This window comes from Solwaraspora sp. WMMD792 (assembly GCF_029626105.1).
Classification (GTDB): Bacteria; Actinomycetota; Actinomycetes; order Mycobacteriales; family Micromonosporaceae; genus Micromonospora_E.
The window spans coordinates 5,616,279-5,636,851 of the sequence record NZ_JARUBH010000009.1 but is presented as its reverse complement, the minus strand read 5'-3'; the positions used below and the strand labels follow the sequence as shown (position 1 = coordinate 5,636,851).

21 protein-coding genes and 1 pseudogene are annotated in these 20,573 nt (G+C 71.7%); 9 read left to right on the top strand and 13 right to left on the bottom strand.

Annotated elements, in window-relative coordinates; genetic code table 11:
• Positions 1-18 precede the first annotated feature (18 nt).
• Positions 19-420 carry a hypothetical protein gene (locus O7629_RS26230; RefSeq protein WP_278172505.1) on the top strand — a complete coding sequence of 134 codons (402 nt, stop codon included), beginning with the start codon at positions 19-21 and terminating at the stop codon, positions 418-420.
• Between the two features lie 58 nt (positions 421-478).
• Here the strand turns inward: O7629_RS26230 and O7629_RS26225 are convergent, their stop codons facing one another.
• The 4 genes from O7629_RS26225 to O7629_RS26210 all read right to left on the bottom strand — a co-directional run bounded on the left by O7629_RS26225 (position 479) and on the right by O7629_RS26210 (position 5,296).
• Positions 479-1,234 (bottom strand): LytTR family DNA-binding domain-containing protein, encoded by a 756-nt coding sequence (locus O7629_RS26225; RefSeq protein WP_278172503.1) that lies wholly within the window; start codon positions 1,232-1,234, stop codon positions 479-481.
• A complete protein-coding gene (locus O7629_RS26220) occupies positions 1,231-2,484 on the bottom strand; it encodes a histidine kinase (protein ID WP_278172502.1) in 1,254 nt (417 codons plus the stop codon). Before O7629_RS26220 ends, O7629_RS26225 begins: the two co-directional genes overlap by 4 nt.
• 117 nt (positions 2,485-2,601) lie before the next feature.
• Positions 2,602-4,113: a sugar transferase gene (locus O7629_RS26215; protein ID WP_278172501.1), complete on the bottom strand. Its 1,512-nt coding sequence runs from the start codon at positions 4,111-4,113 to the stop codon at positions 2,602-2,604.
• A gap of 322 nt (positions 4,114-4,435) precedes the next feature.
• Positions 4,436-5,296, bottom strand: coding sequence for a DNA-formamidopyrimidine glycosylase family protein (locus O7629_RS26210; RefSeq protein WP_278172500.1), 861 nt, complete (start codon positions 5,294-5,296; stop codon positions 4,436-4,438).
• A gap of 46 nt (positions 5,297-5,342) precedes the next feature.
• Here O7629_RS26210 and O7629_RS26205 point away from each other — a divergent pair, with 46 nt between their 5' ends.
• Entirely contained in the window at positions 5,343-6,536 is a 1,194-nt protein-coding gene (locus O7629_RS26205) for a glycosyltransferase family 4 protein (RefSeq protein ID WP_278172499.1), read from the top strand.
• Between the two features lie 92 nt (positions 6,537-6,628).
• Here O7629_RS26205 and O7629_RS26200 read toward each other — a convergent pair whose 3' ends face one another.
• From O7629_RS26200 to O7629_RS26180, 5 genes are read right to left on the bottom strand one after another with little or no spacing between them, the layout of a single operon-like run.
• Positions 6,629-7,327, bottom strand: a complete 699-nt coding sequence (locus O7629_RS26200) for a CDP-alcohol phosphatidyltransferase family protein (protein ID WP_278172497.1) — start codon at positions 7,325-7,327, stop codon at positions 6,629-6,631.
• A gap of 7 nt (positions 7,328-7,334) precedes the next feature.
• Positions 7,335-8,402 (bottom strand): iron-containing alcohol dehydrogenase family protein, encoded by a 1,068-nt coding sequence (locus tag O7629_RS26195; protein ID WP_278172496.1) that lies wholly within the window; start codon positions 8,400-8,402, stop codon positions 7,335-7,337.
• Positions 8,390-9,121: a phosphocholine cytidylyltransferase family protein gene (locus tag O7629_RS26190; RefSeq protein ID WP_123606432.1), complete on the bottom strand. Its 732-nt coding sequence runs from the start codon at positions 9,119-9,121 to the stop codon at positions 8,390-8,392. The genes O7629_RS26195 and O7629_RS26190 overlap by 13 nt, the downstream gene beginning before the upstream one ends.
• Positions 9,122-9,174: 53 nt before the next feature.
• Positions 9,175-9,972: a hypothetical protein gene (locus O7629_RS26185; protein WP_278172495.1), complete on the bottom strand. Its 798-nt coding sequence runs from the start codon at positions 9,970-9,972 to the stop codon at positions 9,175-9,177.
• Entirely contained in the window at positions 9,969-10,445 is a 477-nt protein-coding gene (locus O7629_RS26180) for an NUDIX domain-containing protein (RefSeq protein WP_278172494.1), read from the bottom strand. Before O7629_RS26180 ends, O7629_RS26185 begins: the two co-directional genes overlap by 4 nt.
• 103 nt (positions 10,446-10,548) lie before the next feature.
• Here O7629_RS26180 and O7629_RS26175 point away from each other — a divergent pair, with 103 nt between their 5' ends.
• Positions 10,549-11,646, top strand: coding sequence for a PLP-dependent aminotransferase family protein (locus O7629_RS26175; protein ID WP_278172492.1), 1,098 nt, complete (start codon positions 10,549-10,551; stop codon positions 11,644-11,646).
• 171 nt (positions 11,647-11,817) lie between these two features.
• The gene (gene corA / locus O7629_RS26170; RefSeq protein WP_278174688.1) at positions 11,818-12,870 is read left to right on the top strand and encodes a magnesium/cobalt transporter CorA; all 1,053 of its coding nucleotides are present in this window, start codon (positions 11,818-11,820) and stop codon (positions 12,868-12,870) included.
• Between the two features lie 35 nt (positions 12,871-12,905).
• Here corA and O7629_RS26165 read toward each other — a convergent pair whose 3' ends face one another.
• Entirely contained in the window at positions 12,906-13,463 is a 558-nt protein-coding gene (locus O7629_RS26165) for a hypothetical protein (RefSeq protein WP_278172490.1), read from the bottom strand.
• 195 nt (positions 13,464-13,658) lie between these two features.
• Here O7629_RS26165 and O7629_RS26160 point away from each other — a divergent pair, with 195 nt between their 5' ends.
• Positions 13,659-14,186 carry a peptidylprolyl isomerase gene (locus tag O7629_RS26160; protein ID WP_278172488.1) on the top strand — a complete coding sequence of 176 codons (528 nt, stop codon included), beginning with the start codon at positions 13,659-13,661 and terminating at the stop codon, positions 14,184-14,186.
• A 122-nt stretch (positions 14,187-14,308) separates the two neighbouring features.
• Positions 14,309-15,247: a rhomboid family intramembrane serine protease gene (locus O7629_RS26155; RefSeq protein ID WP_278172486.1), complete on the top strand. Its 939-nt coding sequence runs from the start codon at positions 14,309-14,311 to the stop codon at positions 15,245-15,247.
• Positions 15,248-15,304: 57 nt separating this feature from the next.
• Here the strand turns inward: O7629_RS26155 and O7629_RS26150 are convergent.
• Positions 15,305-15,694: pseudogene (locus O7629_RS26150) on the bottom strand (PH domain-containing protein); the annotation flags it as partial.
• 188 nt (positions 15,695-15,882) lie between these two features.
• Between O7629_RS26150 and O7629_RS26145 the strand changes: the two are divergent.
• The 3 genes from O7629_RS26145 to O7629_RS26135 all read left to right on the top strand — a co-directional run bounded on the left by O7629_RS26145 (position 15,883) and on the right by O7629_RS26135 (position 18,696).
• Positions 15,883-17,085, top strand: a complete 1,203-nt coding sequence (locus O7629_RS26145; protein ID WP_278172484.1) for a thiolase family protein — start codon at positions 15,883-15,885, stop codon at positions 17,083-17,085.
• A 55-nt stretch (positions 17,086-17,140) separates the two neighbouring features.
• Positions 17,141-17,593: a hypothetical protein gene (locus O7629_RS26140; RefSeq protein WP_278172483.1), complete on the top strand. Its 453-nt coding sequence runs from the start codon at positions 17,141-17,143 to the stop codon at positions 17,591-17,593.
• A 395-nt stretch (positions 17,594-17,988) separates the two neighbouring features.
• Positions 17,989-18,696, top strand: a complete 708-nt coding sequence (locus O7629_RS26135; RefSeq protein ID WP_123606422.1) for a glycosyltransferase family 2 protein — start codon at positions 17,989-17,991, stop codon at positions 18,694-18,696.
• Positions 18,697-18,754: 58 nt separating this feature from the next.
• On the opposite strand, the gene O7629_RS26130 is transcribed toward O7629_RS26135, so the two are convergent.
• Entirely contained in the window at positions 18,755-19,651 is an 897-nt protein-coding gene (locus O7629_RS26130) for a transketolase (RefSeq protein WP_278172482.1), read from the bottom strand.
• A complete protein-coding gene (locus tag O7629_RS26125) occupies positions 19,644-20,558 on the bottom strand; it encodes a transketolase (RefSeq protein ID WP_278172480.1) in 915 nt (304 codons plus the stop codon). The genes O7629_RS26130 and O7629_RS26125 overlap by 8 nt, the downstream gene beginning before the upstream one ends.
• Positions 20,559-20,573 lie beyond the last annotated feature (15 nt).

The window sequence follows — 20,573 nt, the reverse complement described above, 5'->3', positions numbered from 1 at the left end:
CCGCCTACCCTTCGGCTCATGACCGACCGACGCGATGGGTCCGACGAGGCGTTCACCGACGCTGCGGAGATCCTGCGCTCCGCCCTGGCCGGTGACAGCGACGGCGTCGCGGATGTCTTCGACGCGGTGGTGGACCGCAGCGGGGTCACCGGGGCGTACGACGTCGCGTGGTGCCTGGCCGCGACGATGGTCGGCGACGACGTACCGGCTGGCGGCTGGGCCCTCGACTTTCCCGGCATCGACGAGGCGGGCTATGACGCGCGGTGGGTGGCCAGGTTCATCAGCGCGTACGCCAACTCGGACGACTCGACCGGGGAGGCGCTGTTCGGTGCCGCGCTGGCCGACGGGCAGCTGCCGGAGTGCCTGCTCACGCTGGCCGGGTCGGCGGTCGCCACGCTGCGTCGCCGCCGGGCCGCCTGACACCGGCCCTCGGCTGACACCGGCCCCCGGCTCGCGCCGGGCACGCCAGACCCGTCGGTCACCTGCTCCAGTCGTGTTTGGCCGCCCGGACCAGCTTGTCCTTCAGTTCCCGGGTGTGCCGTCGGGAGACCGGCAGCTCGGTGCCGTCGATCACCACCACGTACCCGGAGTTGGCCAGCCGCAGCTCGGTGATCAGCCGGAGCTGGACCAGGAACGACCGGTGGATGCGGACGAAGCCGGCATCGGCCCAGCGTTCGCCGAGGGTGGCCAGCGGCACCCGGACCAGGTGCGAGCCGTCGGCCGTGTGCAGCCGGGCGTAGTCACCCTGCGCCTCCACCCAGCGCACCGCCGACCGGGGCAGCATCCGGGTGGTCCCGGCCAGCTCCACCGGGATCGCCGGGTCCTCCTCGTTGCGGGCGATTGCCGCCGGATGGGTCGGCACCACCCGGGCGGTCAGCACCCGGCGGACCGACTCGGCCAGCCGCTCCGCGCGTACCGGCTTGCGGACGTAGTCGGTGACACCGAGGTCGAAGGCGTCGACCGCGGCGTCGTCGTACGCGGTGACGAAGACGATCGCCGGTGGCCGGGCGAACCGGCGCAGCACCCGGGCCAGCTCCATGCCGTCCAGCCCGGGCATCCGGATGTCGAGGAAGACGGCGTCGACGTCGGTGTCGCGCAGCACCCGCAGCGCCTCGGTCGCGTCGGCGGCGGTGTGCAGCCGGGCCACCCGGGGGTCGGCCCGCAGCAGGTACGCCAGTTCGTCGAGGGCGGGGGGTTCGTCGTCCACCGCGAGTACCCGCAGGAACGGGGTCACGACAGCACCTCCCACCGGCCGGTCGCGCCCGCCCCCGGCCGTACGTCGGGGTGGAACTTCGGCACCCGCATGCTCACCTTCGTACCCGCTCCCACCGCCGTCTCCACCACCAGCCCGAACTCGTCGCCGAAGACCGAGCGCAGCCGTTCGTCGACGTTCGACAGGCCGACGTGCTGGCCGGCGTCGTCGGCCGGGTCGGCGCCGCGACGTACCGGGTCGGCACCGGCGGTCAGCACCGCCGGGTCCATCCCCACCCCGTCGTCCTCGACGGTGATGTGGCACTCGGTCCCGGCGTCGCGCGCCTCGATGCTGACCGTGCCGAGCCCTGGCTTGCGCGACAGTCCGTGCCGTACCGCATTCTCCACCAGTGGCTGCAGGCAGAGGAAGGGCAGATGCACCGGCAGCACCTCCGGGGCGATCTGCAGCCGGACCTGGAGCCGTTCGCCGAACCGGGCCCGTTCGATGGTCAGGTACCGGTCGATCGACCGCAGCTCCTCGGCGAGCGTGGTGAACTCGCCGTGCGCCCGGAACGAGTAGCGGGTGAATTCGGCGAACTCCAGGATCAGATCCCGGGCCCGTTCCGGGTCGGTCCGGACGAACGACGCGATCGCGGTCAGCGCGTTGTAGATGAAGTGCGGGCTGATCTGCGCCCGCAGCGCCCGTACCTCGGCTCTGGCCAGCCGTTCCCGGGACGAGTCCAGCTCGGCCAGCGCCAGTTGGCTGCCGGCCCACCGGGCGGTCTCCAGGGTCGCCTGCACCAGCCCTGGTGCCGGATCGTCGTCGACCACCGCGACCAGCGCGACGGTGGCGTCGCCGTCCGGCCCGGTGAGCGGGGCGACGACGGCCCCGCGCACCAGACAGTCGGGCCGGTCACAGGGCAGGTCCCGGGCGGTCAGCACGAGGGAGCGGCCGGCGTCGAACGCCCGCTGGGCGGCGGCGGTGAACTGCTCGGCGTGGTGCTGGCCGCGGCCGTCGAACGCGAGCACCGCCTCGCTGCCGGTCAGCGCCGCGCCCGGGGCGCCGACCAGCGCCCGCAGGTGCCGAACGGCCTTGGCCGCGTCGGTCGCGCCCAGCCCGTTGCGCAGCGGTTCGGCGGCCAGGCCGGCGGTGTGCAGGACCTGGTACGTCGCCCGCTGCGTCGCGGTGGCGATCCCGCGCCGGGCGCGCAGCCGGACGACCGCGTACACTGCGGCGGCCAGCGCGGTCACCAGAGCCAGGACCGCCAGTGGTGCGGATAGGTTTGCCGCCACGGACAGATCTTGTCCGCTACCGGCGGTGCTGCCAAGCGGAAGGCGACGATCGGTCGGTCAGCGGTCGGCTGCCCGCTTTCGACGGACTTTCTGTCATCCGTCGGCATCCGGGATCGGTCAGTAGGCACCCTTGCGGGCCAGTACGACGCCGATGGTGCGCCACAGGATGCTCAGGTCGTAGGTCAGCGACCAGTTGTCGACGTAGTAGAGGTCCAGCCGGACCGCTTCGTCCCAGGACAGGTCGGACCGGCCGGAGACCTGCCACAGCCCGGTCATCCCGGGCCGGACCAGCAGCCGCCGCCGGACGTCGCCGAGGAAGTCTCCGTCGTCGGCGGGCAGTGGTCGCGGCCCGACCAGTGACATCTCGCCCTTGAGCACGTTGATCAGCTGGGGCAGCTCGTCGATCGAGCTGGCTCGCAGGAACCGACCGATCGGGAAGACCCGCGGATCGTTGCGGATCTTGAACAGCATGCCGTCGGTCTCGTTCTGGTCGACCAGGGAGGCGAGCCGCTCCTCGGCGTCGACGTACATGGTCCGGAACTTCCAGACCCGGAACACCCGGCCCTCGTGGCCGACCCGGGGCTGCCGGAAGAAGACCGGGCCCCGGTCGGAGAACCGGATCGCGATCGCCACCGCCAGGAACAGCGGTGCCAGCATGATCAGACCCAGCCCGGCGGCCACCCGGTCCAGCAGGTTCTTGGCCAGCCAGCCCAGCCCGGAGAGGGTGGGCTCCTCGACGTGCAGCAGCGGCAGACCTTCGATCGGCCGAATGTGCACCCGTGGACCGGCGATGTCGGTCAGCTGCGGTGCGACCACCAGGTCGATCCCGCTGCCCTCCAGTTGCCAGGCGAGCCGGCGCAGCTCGCCCGGCTCGGAGCTGGCCGAGCCGCAGACCGCGATGGTGTCCGCGCCGACCTCCCGGACCAGCGCGAGGACGTTGCGGCCGGCGTACACCGGCACCGGGGTCTCGAGGCCCCGGGCCGCCGCGTAGCCGTCGGTGAGGTGGATGGCGACCGGCATCAGCCCGGCGGCGGGACTGCGGGTCACCGCCGTGAAGACCTCCAGGGTCTCCGGCAGGGTGCCGACCAGCACCATCCGGTGCGTGGCCTGCCCGATCCGCCGACGCAGTACGTGCAGGGCGTACCGGGCGAGGAAGCGGAACATCAGGATGAACGCCAGCGCGCCGAGCAGCGCGGTGGCCACCGAGAGCCGGGACAGGTCGGTCTTGGTGGCGAAGGCGAGGAACGAGACGCTGGCGGCGACCGTCACCCCACCGCGCAGCACCCGCTTGAACTCGTCGGTGCCGAGGCCGAGGTAGCGCCGGTCGTAGGCGCCGGTGCCCCAGAGCACCACCACCCAGCCGAGCGGCAGCAGCAGGTAGGTGACGGTGTGGAACCAGGTGGCGTCCACATCGGCGTCGGAGAACCCGGAGGTGGCCTTCTCGAACAGCGAGATCGACAGGTAGCTGGCCAGCACCGCCGCCGCGAAGTCCAGCGCGAGCAGGATCGCGGTGTACGGACGGTGCCAGCGCGACGCGCGACGCCGGGCCCGAGCCCAGGCGGACCGGGGTACGCCGTTGGTCGGTGTCGGTGTCGGCGGTTGGATCTCGAAGCTGTCGACGTGGCGCACCCTGTTGCTCCGGCTGGTGTTGGTTACCGGGCGCTGGAGGCTTGTCGTCACCTCACCCACGTCCTCCCGCGTGACACGTGCCGCCCACTCTCCGTGAAGGCTTGGCTCGCCCACCAGCTCAGTCTCTCACGGTGCCCGTACACGGACGGTAACCCGAAAGACTTTACGCCCCCCGGCCGAACGGTGGGGACCGGCGGTTCCGGTGGTGTTGAAGCATTGGGACCGGGCCACTATACCGATGGATCGTCTCCGAGGAAGTCTCCGTTGTGGTGCAGATCGCCGTGGCGCGGGACGTACGGGCTTCTGCGCCCCATTTGGTCACCTAACGCACAAGACGGGACAACCGTCGGTCAGCGAGTGGGCGGCCGCCGGTCTGGCAGGTGGGGCAGTACTGCAGGCTCGAATCTGCAAAAGAGACTTCTCGCACCTGATCGCCGCAAACAGGGCAGGGCAGGCCGGTTCGACCGTGCACCCGCATCCCCGAGCGCTTCTCGCCCTTCAGCTCGGCCGCCCGCTGACCCACCGACCGGTCCACCGCGTCGGTCAGCACCCGCCGCGCCGCCTCGTACAACCCCGCCAGCTGATCGTCGGTGAGCCGGTTCGTCAACGCGAACGGCGACAACCGCGCGGTGTGCAGGATCTCGTCGGAGTACGCGTTACCGATGCCGGCCAGCACCTCCTGCTCGGTCAGCACCCCCTTGACCTGACCCCGCCGACCGCGCAGCCGCTGCGCGAAGGTGTCCGGGTCCACCGCGAGCGCGTCCGGACCCAGCCGGGCCACCCCGGGCACCTGCGCCGGATCGGTCACCAGGTACGCGGCCAGCTTCTTCTGCGTACCGGCCTCGGTCAGGTCGAAGCCCGAGCCGTCGTCGAGGCGGACCCGTACGGCGATCGGCCCCTTGCCCGGCTTCAACGGCGCGGCCGAGGGAAACGACTCCCGGTAGTGCAGCCAGCCGGCCCGCGCCAGATGCACCACCAGATGAAGGGTGCCGTCCAGCTCGACGTCGAGGAACTTGCCGTGCCGGCCGGCGCCGGTCACCGGCCGACCGGCGACCACCGACGGCGGCGGGTCGTACGTCTTGAGCGCGTTGATCGCCGACACCTCGACACGCTCGACCCGGCGGCCGACCGCGCGCTGGCGCAGGTAGGCCGCGAGCGCCTGTACCTCCGGCAACTCGGGCACCCTCAGACGGTAGCGTCTGACGACGTCGAGCAGGAGGGTTGACCGGGTGAGAGTCGTCGTGGCGCACAACCGATACCGGCAGGCCCAGCCGTCCGGCGAGAACGTCATCGTCGACAGCGAGATCGACCAGTTGGCCGCTGCCGGTGTCGAGGTGATCCCGTTCCTGCGCAGCTCCGACGACATCCCGGCGCTGCCGGCCACCGGCAAGGCGCTGCTGCCGATCTCGCCCAGCTACGCCCCGGCCGCCCAACGCGACCTGGACCGGCTGCTCACCGAGCACCGGCCGGACGTGCTGCACCTGCACAACCCGTACCCGCTGATCTCGCCCTGGGCGATCCGCACCGCGCACCGGCACCGGGTGCCGGTGGTGCACACCGTGCACAACTACCGGCAGGTCTGCTCGGCCGGGCTGTACTTCCGCGACGGCCGGATCTGCACCGACTGCCGGGGCCGGGCGATCGGCCTGCCCGGGGTGGTGCACCGCTGCTACCGCGGCTCCCGGGCGCAGAGCGCGGTGATGGCGGCGACCCTGGCCCTGCACCGGCCCACCTGGCGCTCGGTCGACCGGTTCATCGCGCTCACCTCGGCGGTCGCCGGGCACCTGCGCGACTACGGCATCCCCGACGAGCGGATCGTGGTCAAGCCGAACGCGATCGCCGATCCCGGCCCGCCCGCCCCGCTCGGCGACGGTTTCCTCTTCCTCGGCCGGCTCACCCCGGAGAAGGGCATCGGCCTGCTGCTCGACGCCTGGCAGCGGCACCCGGACGGGTCGCTCGGCACGCTGCGGATCGGCGGCGACGGCGAGCTGCGGCCGCTGGTCGCCTCGGCCGCCGCCGGCCGCGCCGACATCGACTTCCTCGGCCCGCTGGACAGATCAGCGGTACGCGACGCGCTGCGCGCCAGCGCCGTGGTGCTGGCCGTCTCCACCTGGCACGACGTCCTGCCGACCGTGGTGATCGAGGCGTTGGCCAGCGGCCGGCCGGTGCTCGGCACCGCCCTCGGCGGCATCCCGTACCTGGTCGGCGCCGACACCGCTGGCCATGCTGGCACCGGCACTGCTGCCGGCTGGGTCGTGCCGCCGGAGACTGCCGCACTCGCCGCCGCCCTGCCGGTCGCCCGCGCTGGCGCCGCCGCGCTGGCCGGCGTCGCCCGCACCCGCTACGAGACCACCTTCCACCCCGACGTGGTGATGAAGCAGCACCTCGCGATCTACGACGCGGTCGCCACCAAGATCAGTTGACGAAAAACCGGCCGACACGCCGGTGCCATCCCGAATTTCCATCATGTGATCTTCAGGCCCGCGAGGGTGATCTTCCGGCCCGTGAGGGTCGGTCAGCGCAGGGCGGAGCGGGCGGAGAAGGTGATGCTGGCCAGCAGGAAACCGCCGTTGACCACGGTGAACGCGGCGATCAGCCAGACCGTCAGCGCCGGGGCGGCGATCAGCACCAACCCGGCGACGAAGATCACCGCGCCGTAGTCGCGGATCAGCTTCACCAGCCGTACGGGCAGCGAGGTCGAGGTGACCATGCTGGCCGCGTTCGGGCCGGCCTGCATCACCGAGGTCACCAGGTTCACCATCCAGGTGCCGGCGAACGCCGCGAGCAGCCACACCGGGGTCTCCGGCAGCTGCGCCACCGCCACCGCGGACAGCGCCGTGACCAGCGCGATCTGCGCGGCCACGTCGCAGAGCACGTCGACCCGGGCACCGGCCGCGCTGGTCTGCCCGGTCACCCGGGCCAACTGCCCGTCGGCGCAGTCCAGCGCGTACGCGATCTGCCAGCCGACCAGCGCGACCAGCCCGATCAGCCAGGCCGGGACGGAGCCGTCGGCCACCGCGTCGGCGGTCGCGATCACCACCACCGACGCGGCCAGCCCGAGCAGCAGGTTCGCCACGGTCAGCACGGTCGGTGCCAACCGCAGCCGGGCGGCGGCGTACGCGAACACCGCCCCCAGCCGCTGGCTGACCGCCTCGCTGAACAGCCCGCCCCCTCTGTTCGCCTGAAAGAAGTCTTTCAGGAACGGGGTAGACACTGTTTGTTCACCTTGCGGGCATGCTGAGGGCACCGAGGTATTCTGCCAGCCGCTCCCGGACGGCATCCGCACCGAGGTGCAGGTGTTCCAGGATGGTGTACCGGTCCGGCCGGGTGTGCGGGGCGTGCAGCACGGCGGCGACAAAGTCGTCGTCGGTCAGCCCCAGGTCAGCCGGGCGTACCGGCAGCCCGTGCCGGCGCAGTGCCGCCGCCAACTGCCCGAACCGCAGCTGGTCCCCGCGCAGGAAGGTGCAGAACAGCGCGCCCAGCCCGACCTGCTCGCCGTGCGAACCGGCACCGGGGTGCAGCAGGTCGAGGGCGTGCGAGATCTCGTGGCAGCCGCCACTGGCCGGCCGGCTCGACCCGCACACCGCCATCGCGATCCCGCCCAGGATCAACGCCTCGGCGAGGGTGGTCAGGAACGCGTCGTCGCCGAGCCCGCCCGGATGGCTGATCAGCGCCTCCGCCCCGGTGCGGGCCAGCGTCACGGCGAGACCGTCGATCGGCTCGTCGCGGACCGCGTGCGCCAACTCCCAGTCGGCGACCGCGCTGAGGTTGCTCAACGCGTCGCCGATGCCGGCCCGGGTCTGCCGGTCCGGGCCGTCCTCAACGAAGTCCAGATCGACCACGATCGCCAGCGGGATGTGCACACCGTACGACCCGCGTCCGCCGTCGTGGTCCAGCGACGCCACCGGGGAGGCGATCCCGTCGTTGGCCAGGCTGGTCGCCACGCTCACCATCGGTACGGCGTACCGGGAGGCGGCGTACTTGGCGGTGTCGATGGTCTTGCCGCCGCCGATGCCGACGACCGCGTCGTAGGAGCGTTGCCGCAGCTTCTCGCCCAGCTCGTGGGCGGCCTCCAGGGTGCCACCGGCGACGGTGAAGACGTCGGCCCGGCCGAGCCCGGGAGCGATCAGCTCGGCGATCCGCTCGCCCTGGCCGGGGCCGACCACCACGGCGACCTCGCCGCCGGCGGAGATCCGGCGGTCGGCGAGCAGCGCGCCCAGGCCGGCGACGGCACCCCGGCGCACGTCGATGGCGAGCGGGGTGTGCACGGTACGGGCTAGTAGCGGCATGCGATGTCCCGAGCCTTGATCAGGTCGTCGTGGTTGTCCACCTCGACCCAGTCGACGTCGCCGATCGGCGCTGCCCGTACCTCACCGCCACGGTCGGCGTACTCCTGGTAGCCGTCCTCGTAGTAGAGGTTGGGGTCGCGACGCCAGGTCGCCTCCAGCGCCTCGGCGAGCCCGGCGGCGGCCGACGCCTCGATCAGCGTCGCGCCGATGTACTCGCCGTGCGCCTGCGCCGGATCCATCAGCTTGGTGATCCGGGTCAGCTGCCCGGCGTCGTCGAAGACGACCTTCATCTCCTCGTCGGCGAGCTTCTTGACCGTGTCGACGGCGAGCAGGATGCCCGGCCCGCGCCCGGCCAGCAGCGTCTGCTCGACGCTGGCCGGGTGCACGGTGTCGCCGTTGACCAGCAGCGCGCCGGCGGCGAAGTGGTCCCGCGCCAGCCACAGCGAGTACGCGTTGTTCCATTCCTCGGCGCGGTCGTTGTCGACCAGGGTCAGTTTCACGCCGTGCCGGTCCTGCAGGTCGGCCTGCCGGGTCCGGACCGCGTCCGCGGCGTAGCCGACGACGACGACCACGTCGGTGAGCCCGGCGGCGGCGAGGTTGCGCAGCCCGATGTCCAGGATCGTGGTCTCCCCGTCGACCGGTACCAGCGCTTTCGGCAGAGTGTCGGTGTACGGCCGCAGCCGCCGTCCCGCTCCGGCAGCGAGCACGAGACCGATCATCAGACGGTCCTCCTGGTGAGGGGTGGGTGGGGTACCGGTGGAGGATAGCGGCATCAGCCGGGAAGCGCGGCGAGGTCGGCGAGCAGCGTCAACCGCTGCTCCGGCTCCAGCGACTGGTACGGGCCGGCGGCCCGGCGGTCGGTCTCCTGCTCGATGGCCAGCCGGGCCGGTCCGGGCGGCAGGTCGACGATGCTGCGGGCGGTGTGCCCGGCGGCGGTCCAGGCGGCGGCGTGCGCGTCTGCCCGGTGGTAGCGCAGCACGGTGAGCCGGTTGAGCAGCAGCACCCCGGCCGGGGTGCCCTCCGGTTCGTACGGCGGGGCGACCGCGCGGAACGCGTCCTGCCCGCCTGCCGCCAGCCCGTCGGTGTCCTGCCCGACGGTGTCACTACCGGCCAGCGCGGCGGCCAGCAGTCGGCCGGTCAGTTCGACCAGCCGGGCCAGTCGGGCCGCGTGCTCGGCACCCCAGATCTGCCCGGTGACCGTGGCATGCAGCGCGTACAGGTCGGTGAGGAAGGCACCGCCGCGTTCGGTGGCCCGCAGCGCCCCGTCCGGATGGCGCACCAGCATCCCGTACGCGACCTGCTTGTCCAGCACCCGCTGACAGCTCGCCGGGTCCTGGTAGCGGGTGACGGCGGCGAACCCGGCGGCGCCGACCAGACCGGCCGGCGCGGCCAGCCGGGTCCGCAGGTCGACCAGGTAGCCGACGGCGGCCGGACCGCCGTACCGCTGACGCAGCTCGGCCCCGGCGGTGTCGGCGGCGGCCATCGCGGCCCGGTGCACCCGGTCGACGACGGGGGCGGTCAGCGCCGCGCACCGGTGACCGGGCAGCCACAGCTGGTCGCCGGCGCTCACAGGCCCAGGGAACGCAGTACGGCGAAGCCGTTCTCGGCGATCCGCCGGATCAGCCCGTCGTTGACGTGGGCCGATTCGTCGAGCACGTCGAGCGCGTCGGCGGCGAGCCAGCGGAACTCGGTGTGCTTGCCGGCTTCGAGCTGCGGATTGGCCAGGTCACCGTCGACCCGTACCAGATAGTCGAGCTCGACCCGGGCGATGCCGTCGTTGCCGACGTAGGTGTACTCGCCGACCTCGGCGAGAATGTGGGAGACGGTCCACCCGGTCTCCTCGCGTACCTCCCGGTGCAGGGCCTCGATCGGCGTCTCGCCGGCTTCGAGGTGGCCGCCGGCGATGTCCCAGGTGTCAGGGAACAGTCGACGCTGCGGCGACCGGCGCTGGAAGAAGATCCGGCCGTCGTCGTCGACGATCAGCGCCGCGACGCAGCGCAGCGGTTCGCTGGCTGCCGCAGGGTCGGGGGGTGGGGCGGACACGCCTGTGACCCTAGCGAGCACCCCGGGGGAAGAACCAGGACCAGCATGTGTGCTGGCGCACCAGCCGGCAGTGATCGGCCGGGCAGGTCGTACGCTGGCACCCATGAGCGCCGAGCAGCTGATCTCGTTCGCCCGTGGGGCGCCCTCGCTGGACATCGTCGACATCGACGGGCTGAAGGCCGCCGCCGGCCGGGCCTTCGACGCCGACCCGGCCGGGGTGACCGCCTACGGCACCTCCGTCGGCTACGTTCCGTTGCGCCGCTGGATCGCCGACAAGCACCGGGTCGCGCCGGAGCAGGTGCTGGTGACGAACGGGTCGCTGCAGGCCGACGCGTTTCTCTTCGACCACCTGGTGAAGCCGGGCGACGCGGTGGTGGTGGAACGGCCGACGTACGACCGGACGCTGCTCAACCTGCGCCAGCTCGGTGCCGAGGTGCACCCGGTGACGGTGCAGCCGGACGGGCTGGACACCGACGAGCTGCGCAAGCTGCTGGAGTCCGGGGTGCGGCCGCGGCTGGCGCACGTCATCCCGAACTACCAGAACCCGGCCGGGGTGACGCTGTCGCTGCCGAAGCGGCGGGCGTTGCTGGAGCTCGCGGCCGAGTTCGGGTTCACCATCTTCGAGGACGACCCGTACGCCGACATCCGGTTCCGGGGCGAGGCACTGCCGTCGATGCTCTCGCTGGACACCGCCGGCGTGGTGGTGCACGCCTCCAGCTTCACCAAGACCGTCTGCCCGGGGGTCCGGGTCGGCTACCTGGTCGGCGAGGCCGGGCTGATCAAGGAGATCGCGGCGCGCGCCACCAACCTGTACATCTCGCCGGGCATGGTGGCCCAGGCGATCGTGCACCAGTTCTGCGTCTCCGGTGACCTGGACCGGTCGATCACCACGGTGCGCACCGCGCTGGCCGAGCGCGCCCGGGTGCTGGCCGAGTCGTTGCGCAAGCACATCCCGGGGGTACGGTTCACCGAGCCGGACGGCGGGTACTTCCTCTGGGTCGACCTGCCGGACGACGTGGCGGTGGACGCGCTGATGCCGGCGGCCGCGCGGCGCGGTGTCGCGGTGGTCAAGGGCAGTGACTTCCTGCTCGACGGCGGCGAACACGCGCTGCGGTTGGCGTACTCGGCGGTCACCGTCGATCAGATCGACGAAGGCGTACGCCGGTTGGCGGCCGCGATCGACGAGGTACGCGCGGGGTAGCCGGCCGGCGTCTCTGCCGGCTTCGGCCGGCCGGGTGCCGGGGAGCCGGAGTGCCGGGAAGGAGACGGGCGGATGGCGGACCAGGACCGTGGGCAGCAGCGGTGGCCGGACGGCGGGAGCAGCCGGGCGTTGTCGCGGGCCTGGACGGCCCCGGTCCGGGCGGTCAGCCGGATGCTCAACTCGACCGAGACGCCGCTCGCGCCGGACCCGGCGCCGGTCGAGGAACGCAGCGGGGTCGTCGACTGCGCGCTCTACATCGACGGCATCCGCCAGCCGGGCTCGTGGCAGCATCCCGAGGCGTTGGCCACCGCCCGTCGGGAGCGCAACGCGTTCGTCTGGCTGGGGCTGCACGAGCCGAGCCTGGCCGAGATGGCCGGCATCGCCGACACGTACGGGCTGCACGAGCTGGCCGTGGAGGACGCGGTCAAGGCCGAGCAGCGACCGAAGCTGGAGCAGTTCGGCGAGGTCAACTTCCTGGTGCTGCGGACCGCCCGGTACGTCGACCACGAGAAGCTGACCGGCGACTCGGAGGTGGTGGAGACCGGCCAGGTGATGCTGTTCATCGGGCAGGGCTTCGTGATCAGCGTGCGGCACGGCGACGCCTGCCGGCTGGCACCGGTGCGGGCCGACCTGGAACGCAACCGGGACCTGATGGTGCAGGGGCCGTGGGCGGTGGCGTACGCGATCACCGACCGGGTGGTGGACCTCTACCTGGAGGTGGTGGACCGGGTGGAGACCGACCTGGACACCGTCGAGGCGGACGTCTTCTCGCCCGAGGCCAGCGACAAGGTGCACGAGATCTACCAGCTGAAGCGGGAGCTGGTGGAGTTCAAGCGCACCGTCGCCCCGCTGCAGCGGCCGATGATGACCCTGACCGCCGAGATCAACGAGGACGTGCCGGCCGAGATCCGCCGCTACTTCCGGGACGTGCAGGACCACCTCAGCCGGGTGGTGGAGCAGGTCAACGCGTACGACGATCTGCTGAACTCGATCCTGCAGGCCCGGCTGGCGCAGGTGACCGTGGCGCAGAACAACGACATGCGCAAGATCGCCGCCTGGGCCGGTATCGCCGCGGTGTGGACCGCGTTGGCCGGCATCTACGGGATGAACTTCGAGTTCATGCCGGAGACCGGTTGGGAGTTCGGCTACCCGGTCGTGCTCGCCCTGATGCTGAGCATCTCACTGGTGCTGTACCGGTCGTTCCGGCGCAACGGCTGGCTCTGAACCCGCCAACCGTGCGCCGGTCCGACCGCCGGTACTCAGGCCTGCCCGTTGCGGGCGGTCGTCGTCGGGTCGCTGTCCATCGCGGAGATCGGGTCGCCGTGCGGCTTGCCGCCGTCGGCCGGCTTCGGCGTGACCGACTCGTGGGTGGCACTGCCGGCCGCCCGCATCGTGTCCAGCGCCTGACCCGGGTCGTACTCCTCCCACTGGGCGGCCTGGCGACGCCGTACCGCGATGGTGCCGATCGCGGCTCCCGCCGCGAGCACGCCGACGATCATCGGCCAGCGGCGGCGGCTGTGCTTGGCACGCTTCGACGGGGTGAGCTTCGCCTTCATCGCCGGCATCGCGGTCCGTTTCGCTACCTTCATGTTTTTCATGTTCTTCGCCTTCGCCTTCCTGGTTGCCCGGCGGGCCTGGCGGGCCCCGTCGGCGGCGGCCACCGCCAGCGGTGCCAGCGTGGCCATGGTCGCGGTCATGCCCTGGGACGCGGAGCCGCGTACCCGGTCGGCGGTGGGTGCCACCGCGTCCCGGGCGGCGTGGATCCGGGGTCCGACGGTGGCCCCCACGCCCCCGGCCGCGTGCGTCGCTGCCTGCATGAAATGATCTAGGCTCTCGCCGAGCTCCGCTCGGACGAGGTCCCGCCGCCTGGCGCGCCTGGAGATCCTCAACACCGCTGCCTACCTCCTGTGCCGTCGTTACGCCGTCATCCTCCACCTTCGGGTGCCTCCGTGTGACCGGATCGGGCACATGGGAGGATCCGCATGGAACTGACCAACAACTGAGGAGTACCCGTGGCTGAGGCTGTCTACGCCACCTTGCACACCAATCACGGACCGATCCGGTTGGAGCTGTTCGCCAACCACGCACCGAAGACGGTCCGCAACTTCGTCGAGCTCGCCGAGGGCACCCGCGAGTACACCGACCCGCGTACCGGTCAGCCGGGCAGCGGTCCGTACTTCGACGGCACCATCTCGCACCGCGTGATCAGCGGGTTCATGATCCAGATGGGCGACCCGACCGGCACCGGTCGGGGCGGTCCGGGCTACACGTTCGCCGACGAGTTCCACCCGGAGCTGCGCTTCGACCGGCCGTACCTGCTGGCGATGGCGAACGCCGGACCGGGCACCAACGGTTCACAGTTCTTCATCACGGTCAGCGCGACCACCCACCTGAACAACCGGCACACGATCTTCGGTCAGGTGGCGGACCAGGACTCGGCGAAGGTCGTCGACTCGATCGCGAACACGCCGACCAACCCGGCGGACCGTCCGCTCAGCGACGTGGTGATCAACCGCGTGGAGATCGAGCGGGTCGGCTGAAACCGGCCGATCACGAGGCGGCAGGCGCGAAACCTGCCGGGTAACCTTGGCGCTCATGAGCGAGCACCGGGGTTGCCGGCTCTCGGCGCGGGTCGTCGGCACCGGCGCAGTGAGGTGGCGTGATGAGTGATCCGGCCCCGACGGTGCCGGTCTGCTACCGGCACACGTCCCGGGAGACCTGGGTCCGGTGCGCCCGGTGCGAGCGGCCGATCTGCCCCGACTGCATGCGGGACGCGGCGGTCGGGCACCAGTGCCCGGAGTGCGTCGCCGAAGGGCGACGGACCCAACGGTCGGCGCGCACTGCCTTCGGTGGCAGTGCCGCCGGCCAACAGGGCACCGTCACCAAGGTCCTGATCGGCATCAACGCGGTCGTCGCACTGATCGGGGTGGCGATCTCCGGCGGCGGTTCGCTGCTCGGCGCCGGACTCTTCTCGGCGGCTGGGCGGCTGCACGCGTTCGGCGGGGTCATCGGCCCGGACGTCACCGTCCGGCCCAACGGCACCGTGCTCGCCGGGGCGCTGCCCGGGTACGGCGACGTCTTCATCGGCATCGACGGCGGCGGCGTCTACCGGCTGATCACCGCGATGTTCATCCACTACGGGCTGCTGCACCTGCTGTTCAACATGTGGGCACTGTGGGTGCTCGGCCGCAACCTGGAGGCGGTGCTCGGGCCGGCCCGGTTCCTGGCGCTGTACCTGATCGCCGGGCTCGGCGGCAACGTCGCGGCCTACCTGGTCGACCCGGGTGCGCTGTCCGCCGGCGCGTCCACCGCGGTCTTCGGCCTGTTCGCCGCGTTCTTCATCGTGCTGCGCCGGCTGAAGCGGGACACCTCAGCGGTGGTCGGCATCCTGGTGATCAACCTGATCCTGACCTTCACCGTGTCCAGCCTGTCGATCGCCGGTCACCTCGGCGGTCTGATCACCGGCGGTTTGATCGGGGCGATCCTGGCCTACGCTCCGCGTACCAACCGCACCGTCGTGCAGGCGGTCGGTGCCGGTGCCGTGCTGCTCTTCCTGATCCTGGTCACGGTGGCCCGGATAGCCCTGGTGCACGCCGGCTGACGGTCCGGGCGCGGCCGGGCGCAGGCTCCGCGGCGCCGACCGCTGCAGTGCCACCCGCTGCAGCGCCGCCGCGACGTCGTCCGGCGAGGCACCACCCAACTCGTTGCCGCCGATCAGGTGCAGCGAGTCGCCCGCGTCGATCTCCAACAACTCGCTGCGGATGCCCCGGTGGCCCCGGCGGTCCACGCTGATCGACTCGATCCGGTCCCAGGCGATGGTGTGCCGGCGGGCGAAACCGGTGACGACGCCGACCCCGTCCGGCCCGGCGGTCAGCCGTACCGGCACCACCAGGTCGCGGACCGCCCAGCCGACCAGGCCGGTGGCGGCCAGCAGCGCGAGGACCAGCCGGACCGGATCCCCGTCGCCGAGGAGCAGGCCGGCGGCGCCGATCAGTACGGCGACCGCGATCTTGCCCGCCGGGACCTTGCCGGCGACCCGCCAGGTCAGCTCCGTGGGTTCGCTGAGTTCGCTGTGCACCGGTCAAGGATCGCTGTGCACCGGCCGAGCCTGCCAGTCGCACCGGCCGAGGCTGCCAGTCGCACCGGCCGAGGCTGCCAGCCGCCTGGCGAGGCTGCCGGTCGCGCGAATCGCGGCGTACGATTCGGGAAACGAGAGTTACCCGGGAGTAGGTAGGCATGAGGGACGCGGTCATCGTCGGAGCGGTCCGGACCCCGATCGGGCGACGCAAGGGTGCCCTGGCATCGGTGCACCCGGTTGAACTGTCCAGCCACGTGCTGCGGGCGCTCGCCCAGCGGACCGGTCTCGATCCGGCCGACGTCGACGACGTCGTCTGGGGCTGTGTGTTCCAGGCGGGCGACCAGAGCTGGAACATCGGGCGCAACGCCGTGCTCGCGGCCGGCTGGCCGGAGTCGGTGCCCGGCACCACCGTCGACCGGCAGTGCGGGTCCAGCCAGCAGGCGCTGCACTTCGCGGCCGCCACGGTGATCTCCGGCCAGGCCGACCTGGTGGTGGCCGGTGGCGTCGAGTCGATGACCCGGGTGCCGATGGGGGCCAGCACCGGTGCCGGACGGCCGTTCGGCGACCAGGTGCGGGACCGGTACCGGGGGGTCGACGGCGTCGTCGCGGACGATCCCGTCCCGTTCAACCAGGGGGTCGGCGCCGAACTGATCGCGCGGCGCTGGGGGTTGTCGCGCACCGCGTTGGACGAGTTCGCGCTGACCAGCCACCAGCGGGCGGCGGCCGCCCAGGACGCCGGCGAGTTCGACGCCGAGATCGCGCCGGTGCCGGTCACCGACGCCGCCGGGCCCGACGCCGACAAGTTCGGTGCCGACAAGTTCGGTGCCGACGAGGGCATCCGCCGGGACACCTCACTGGCGAAGCTCGGTGAGTTGGCCACCCCGTTCCGGACCGACGGGGTGGTGACCGCAGGCTCCGCGTCACAGATCTCCGACGGCGCGGCGGCGCTCGCGGTGACCACGTCGGAGTGGGCCCGGGCGCACGGCGTACGGCCGTTGGCCCGGGTGCACACCGCCGTGGTGGCCGGTGACGATCCGGTGATGATGCTGACCGCCCCGATCCCGGCGACGGCGAAGGCGTTGCGCCGGTCCGGGCTCGACCTGACCGACATCGGGGTGTACGAGGTCAACGAGGCGTTCGCGCCGGTTCCGCTCGCCTGGCTGGCCGAGACCGGTGCGGACCCGGCCCGGTTGAACCCGCGTGGCGGCGCGATCGCGCTGGGCCATCCACTCGGGGCCAGCGGCGCCCGGATCATGACCACGATGCTGCACCACATGCGCTCCAACGGCATCCGGTACGGGCTGCAGACGATGTGCGAGGGCGGCGGGATGGCCAACGCGACCATCGTGGAAATTCTGTAGCTGAAATTTCGCCGTCACCCCGAGTCATTGCGCGTTGACGTGTCGTTAACACGACATGGACGTCTTCTCCCGCACGTTCCTGCCGGCGGCGGCAGAGACCGCCGTCCCGATCTCGACCACCAGCCGGCACATGCCGGTGTTCCGCCGCTGTGTCTCGCCCAACGAACGCACCGTGCTCGTCACCCGGTGCCAACGCCCCGACCAGCCGATGCAGGGTGACTACCTGCTCCTGTTGACCCGGCGGCGACTGGTGGTGACCCAGGAGACGCTGCTGTGGCGCCGGCTGCGGCTGCACCTCAACAGCGAACTGCGTCACCTCGACCACGTCACCTGGACCACCGATCCGCGGGCCGGCATCGTCGAGCTCGCGGTCACCGCCGTCGACGGCATCCGGGAACGGTTCCTCATCAAGGCCGGCGATCCGGCCCGGGCCAGCCACATCGAAGCCCTGTTCGGCTACGCGTTCCTGGCCCGCCCGTTGGACGCCCGCAGCGGTGCCGCCGCCTGACTGGCGGTAACCGGCCGCCGGCATGCGGCGTAGTCGTAGCGGCCGGCGGCCAGCCGGTCACGGACCGGCGATCGGCGACTGGATCGACCCGGAACAAGCCGAGCACTTCAACCACACCTCGCGGGTGCGGCCACTGATCAGGGCGAAGGTGAAGGCCTTACCGGCACCGAGGCATTTCGGGCAGATCGGCGGCCGCCGTCTCCTCGGTCCCGGCAGATCATCTTTCTCGCCCATGGGGGCGAGATTACCGCCCACCATTACTGCGAGTGGAAGTCGACCACCGCCGAAAATCTTTCGGGCGACCTGGGGGTGCACCTGCGGCTCGCCGGGCCGGTACGCCCCTACGGGTTGGGCTAGTCTAGGTCCACTGCCACCGTACGCATTCGGAGACCACCGTGAAGCTCTCGATCCTCATGCCGGTCTACAACGAGGAGGCGCGGGTCGGCGATGCCCTCAAACAGGCGCTCGCTGTCGACTATCCGTGCGAGATCGAGTTCCTGGTCGTCGACGACGGCAGCCGGGACGGCACCGGTGCGATCCTGGAGAGCGTCGACGACGCACGGCTGCGGGTGATCACCCATCCGCGTAACGCCGGCAAGGGCGCGGCGATCAAGACCGCGGTGGACTCCGCCGAGGGTGACTACATGGTGATCCTCGACGCAGACCTTGAGTACGACCCGCAGGACATCCCGAAGCTGCTCGAGCCGGTGCTGGACGGTCGGGCCACGGTGGTCTACGGCAACCGGACCTTCGGCAGCCACAGCGCCTACAGCTTCTGGTACGTGATGGGCAACAAGGCCGTGACCACGGCGGCGAATGTGATGTTCAACTCCTACATCGGCGACCTGGAGACCTGCTTCAAGCTGCTGCCGCTGTCGTTGTACCGCTCACTCGACGTGCGCTCGCGCGGGTTCGGCATGGAGGCGGAGGTCACCGGCAAGCTGCTGCGCCGCCGGATCCGCCCGTACGAGGTGCCGATCTCCTACCGGGCCCGGGGCCGCGAGGAAGGCAAGAAGATCACCTGGAAGGACGGGGTCGAGGCACTGTGGATCCTGGGTCGGGAGCGGACCCGGCGCCAGGGGCGTGCCGTCCCCGGCGCCTGAGCCCTGCCGTCTCCCGCCCAGCTGCCAACGAATCCGGTCAGCCGCTGACGAGCCCCGTTCAGCCGGTGACGAACCGGGTGACCGATCCCCGCAGCCCGGCCGGGTCCAGCCCGTGCCAGCGGTCATGGTCCGCCGCGCTGCCGTACCGATGCAGGTCCTCCCGGCCGACCCCCAACGACAGCAGCCGGTACGGCCGGTCCGCCAGCGCGGCGCCGACCAGGTGACTGGATGTGCCGGCCAGGTACGGCTCGACCAGCACCACCACCGGATCGACATAGTCGACGAGCATCCGTAGGCCGGTGACGTCGAACGGGCGCGGCGTGTTCGTGTACGCCACCGTGACGTCCAACCCGGCGACCGCGTCCAACGTCGCATCGAGCATCGGGCCGACCGCGACGACGACCGGGGCTCCCCCGCTGCCCCGACGCACCGTCACCAGCCGACCCGACACCCCGTCACCATGCGGGCTGTGGTTACCGCGCGCGGCCAGCCGCAGGTAGACGGCGTCGTCGTGACCGGCCGCCGCCCGCAGCAACGGCCCGACCTCGTCCGGATGGCCCGGTACGTGCACCGTCCACGGTCCGGCCGTGTCGAGCAGCGCCACGTCACCGGGGGACATGTGGGTACGGCCCTCCGCCGCCGCGTCGTACGACCCGCCGATGCTGACCAGCACCGCGCCGACGCCCTGGTGGTCGAGGTCGAGCTTGATCTGCTCGTACGCCCGGTCGACCAGGAACGGCGCGTAGGAGTGGGCGATGGCCCGCAGCCCGGTCAACGCCAGCCCGCCGGACACGCCGATCATCAACTGTTCGCGGATGCCGACGTTGAGTACCCGGTCGGGGTGCCGGCGGGCGGCCGGGGCGAACGCCTCGGCCGAGATGTCGGCCAGCACCAACGCGGTTCGCGGGTCGTCGTCCAGCAGGCCGGTGGCGGCGCGGGTGAAGGCGTCACGCATGACCGTTCTCCTTGCTACCCGAGGTGGTGTACTCGCCCGGCTCCGACGCGGCGTACTTGGCCGGGGTCCGGGCGACCACCAGGTGCGGGCGTACCCCGTCGTGTCCGGTCAACGCGTCGGTCAGTGCCTCGTGGTCGCGGCCGTCGACGATGGTCGTGGTCCAGCCGTTCACACTGAACCGGCTGGCCAGCCCACCGGGCCAGCCGTGGGTGGCCGAGTCGTTGTCGACGACGATCGCGGTCAGCTCGGCGAGCTGCCGGCTGCCGGCGTACGCGATCGCCTCGTGGTTCGACCCTTCGTCGAGCTCGGCGTCGCCGACCAGGACGTAGACCCGGGCTCCGCCGACCCGACCGGCCCGACCGACCCCGCCAGCCCCGCCGGCCTGATCGGCCCCGCTGGCCTGGTAGGTCAGGCCCTGGGCGCGCAGGCCGAGCAGCATGCCGACGCCGAGGCCGAGCCCGTGCCCGAGCGAGCCGGAGCCGATCTCCACCCCGGGCACCAGCAGCCGGTCCGGGTGGTGTCCGAGCGGGCTGTCCGGCCCGGCCAGGTCGTCGAGCCAGGCGTCGGGGATGAACCCCTTCGCGGCGAGTACGGCGTAGTAGGCGGCCGGCCCGTGCCCCTTGGACAGCAGGAACCGGTCGCGGTCGACGGCGTCGACGGTCTGCGGGCTGATCCGCAGAATCCGGTCGTAGAGGACCCACAGCACGTCCAGCGTCGAGTTGGCGCTGGGCTCGTGTTTCTCGTCGCCGGTGATCCGGCGCAGTAGCGGCGGAAGGGCCGCGTACCCGGTGTCGGTCGGCGGGAGGGTCGCGGACCCTGCGGTGCTCGTCGGCGGGTGGGCAGTGGACCCGGTAGTCGTCGGCGGCGGGTGCGGCGCCGCGACCGGGCTGGCTACGAAGGCTGGCATGCCCCTACCCTGCAA

Coding starts and splice junctions, on each gene's coding strand:
- O7629_RS26140 (WP_278172483.1), top strand. CDS start 17,141: ATGGACGTCTTCTCCCGCACGTTCCTGCCGGCGGCGGCAGAGACCGCC.
- O7629_RS26230 (WP_278172505.1), top strand. CDS start 19: ATGACCGACCGACGCGATGGGTCCGACGAGGCGTTCACCGACGCTGCG.
- O7629_RS26175 (WP_278172492.1), top strand. CDS start 10,549: ATGAGCGCCGAGCAGCTGATCTCGTTCGCCCGTGGGGCGCCCTCGCTG.
- O7629_RS26190 (WP_123606432.1), bottom strand. CDS start 9,121: ATGATCGGTCTCGTGCTCGCTGCCGGAGCGGGACGGCGGCTGCGGCCG.
- O7629_RS26165 (WP_278172490.1), bottom strand. CDS start 13,463: ATGCAGGCAGCGACGCACGCGGCCGGGGGCGTGGGGGCCACCGTCGGA.
- O7629_RS26155 (WP_278172486.1), top strand. CDS start 14,309: ATGAGTGATCCGGCCCCGACGGTGCCGGTCTGCTACCGGCACACGTCC.
- O7629_RS26125 (WP_278172480.1), bottom strand. CDS start 20,558: ATGCCAGCCTTCGTAGCCAGCCCGGTCGCGGCGCCGCACCCGCCGCCG.
- O7629_RS26195 (WP_278172496.1), bottom strand. CDS start 8,402: ATGCCGCTACTAGCCCGTACCGTGCACACCCCGCTCGCCATCGACGTG.
- O7629_RS26145 (WP_278172484.1), top strand. CDS start 15,883: ATGAGGGACGCGGTCATCGTCGGAGCGGTCCGGACCCCGATCGGGCGA.
- O7629_RS26130 (WP_278172482.1), bottom strand. CDS start 19,651: ATGCGTGACGCCTTCACCCGCGCCGCCACCGGCCTGCTGGACGACGAC.
- corA (WP_278174688.1), top strand. CDS start 11,818: ATGCTCAACTCGACCGAGACGCCGCTCGCGCCGGACCCGGCGCCGGTC.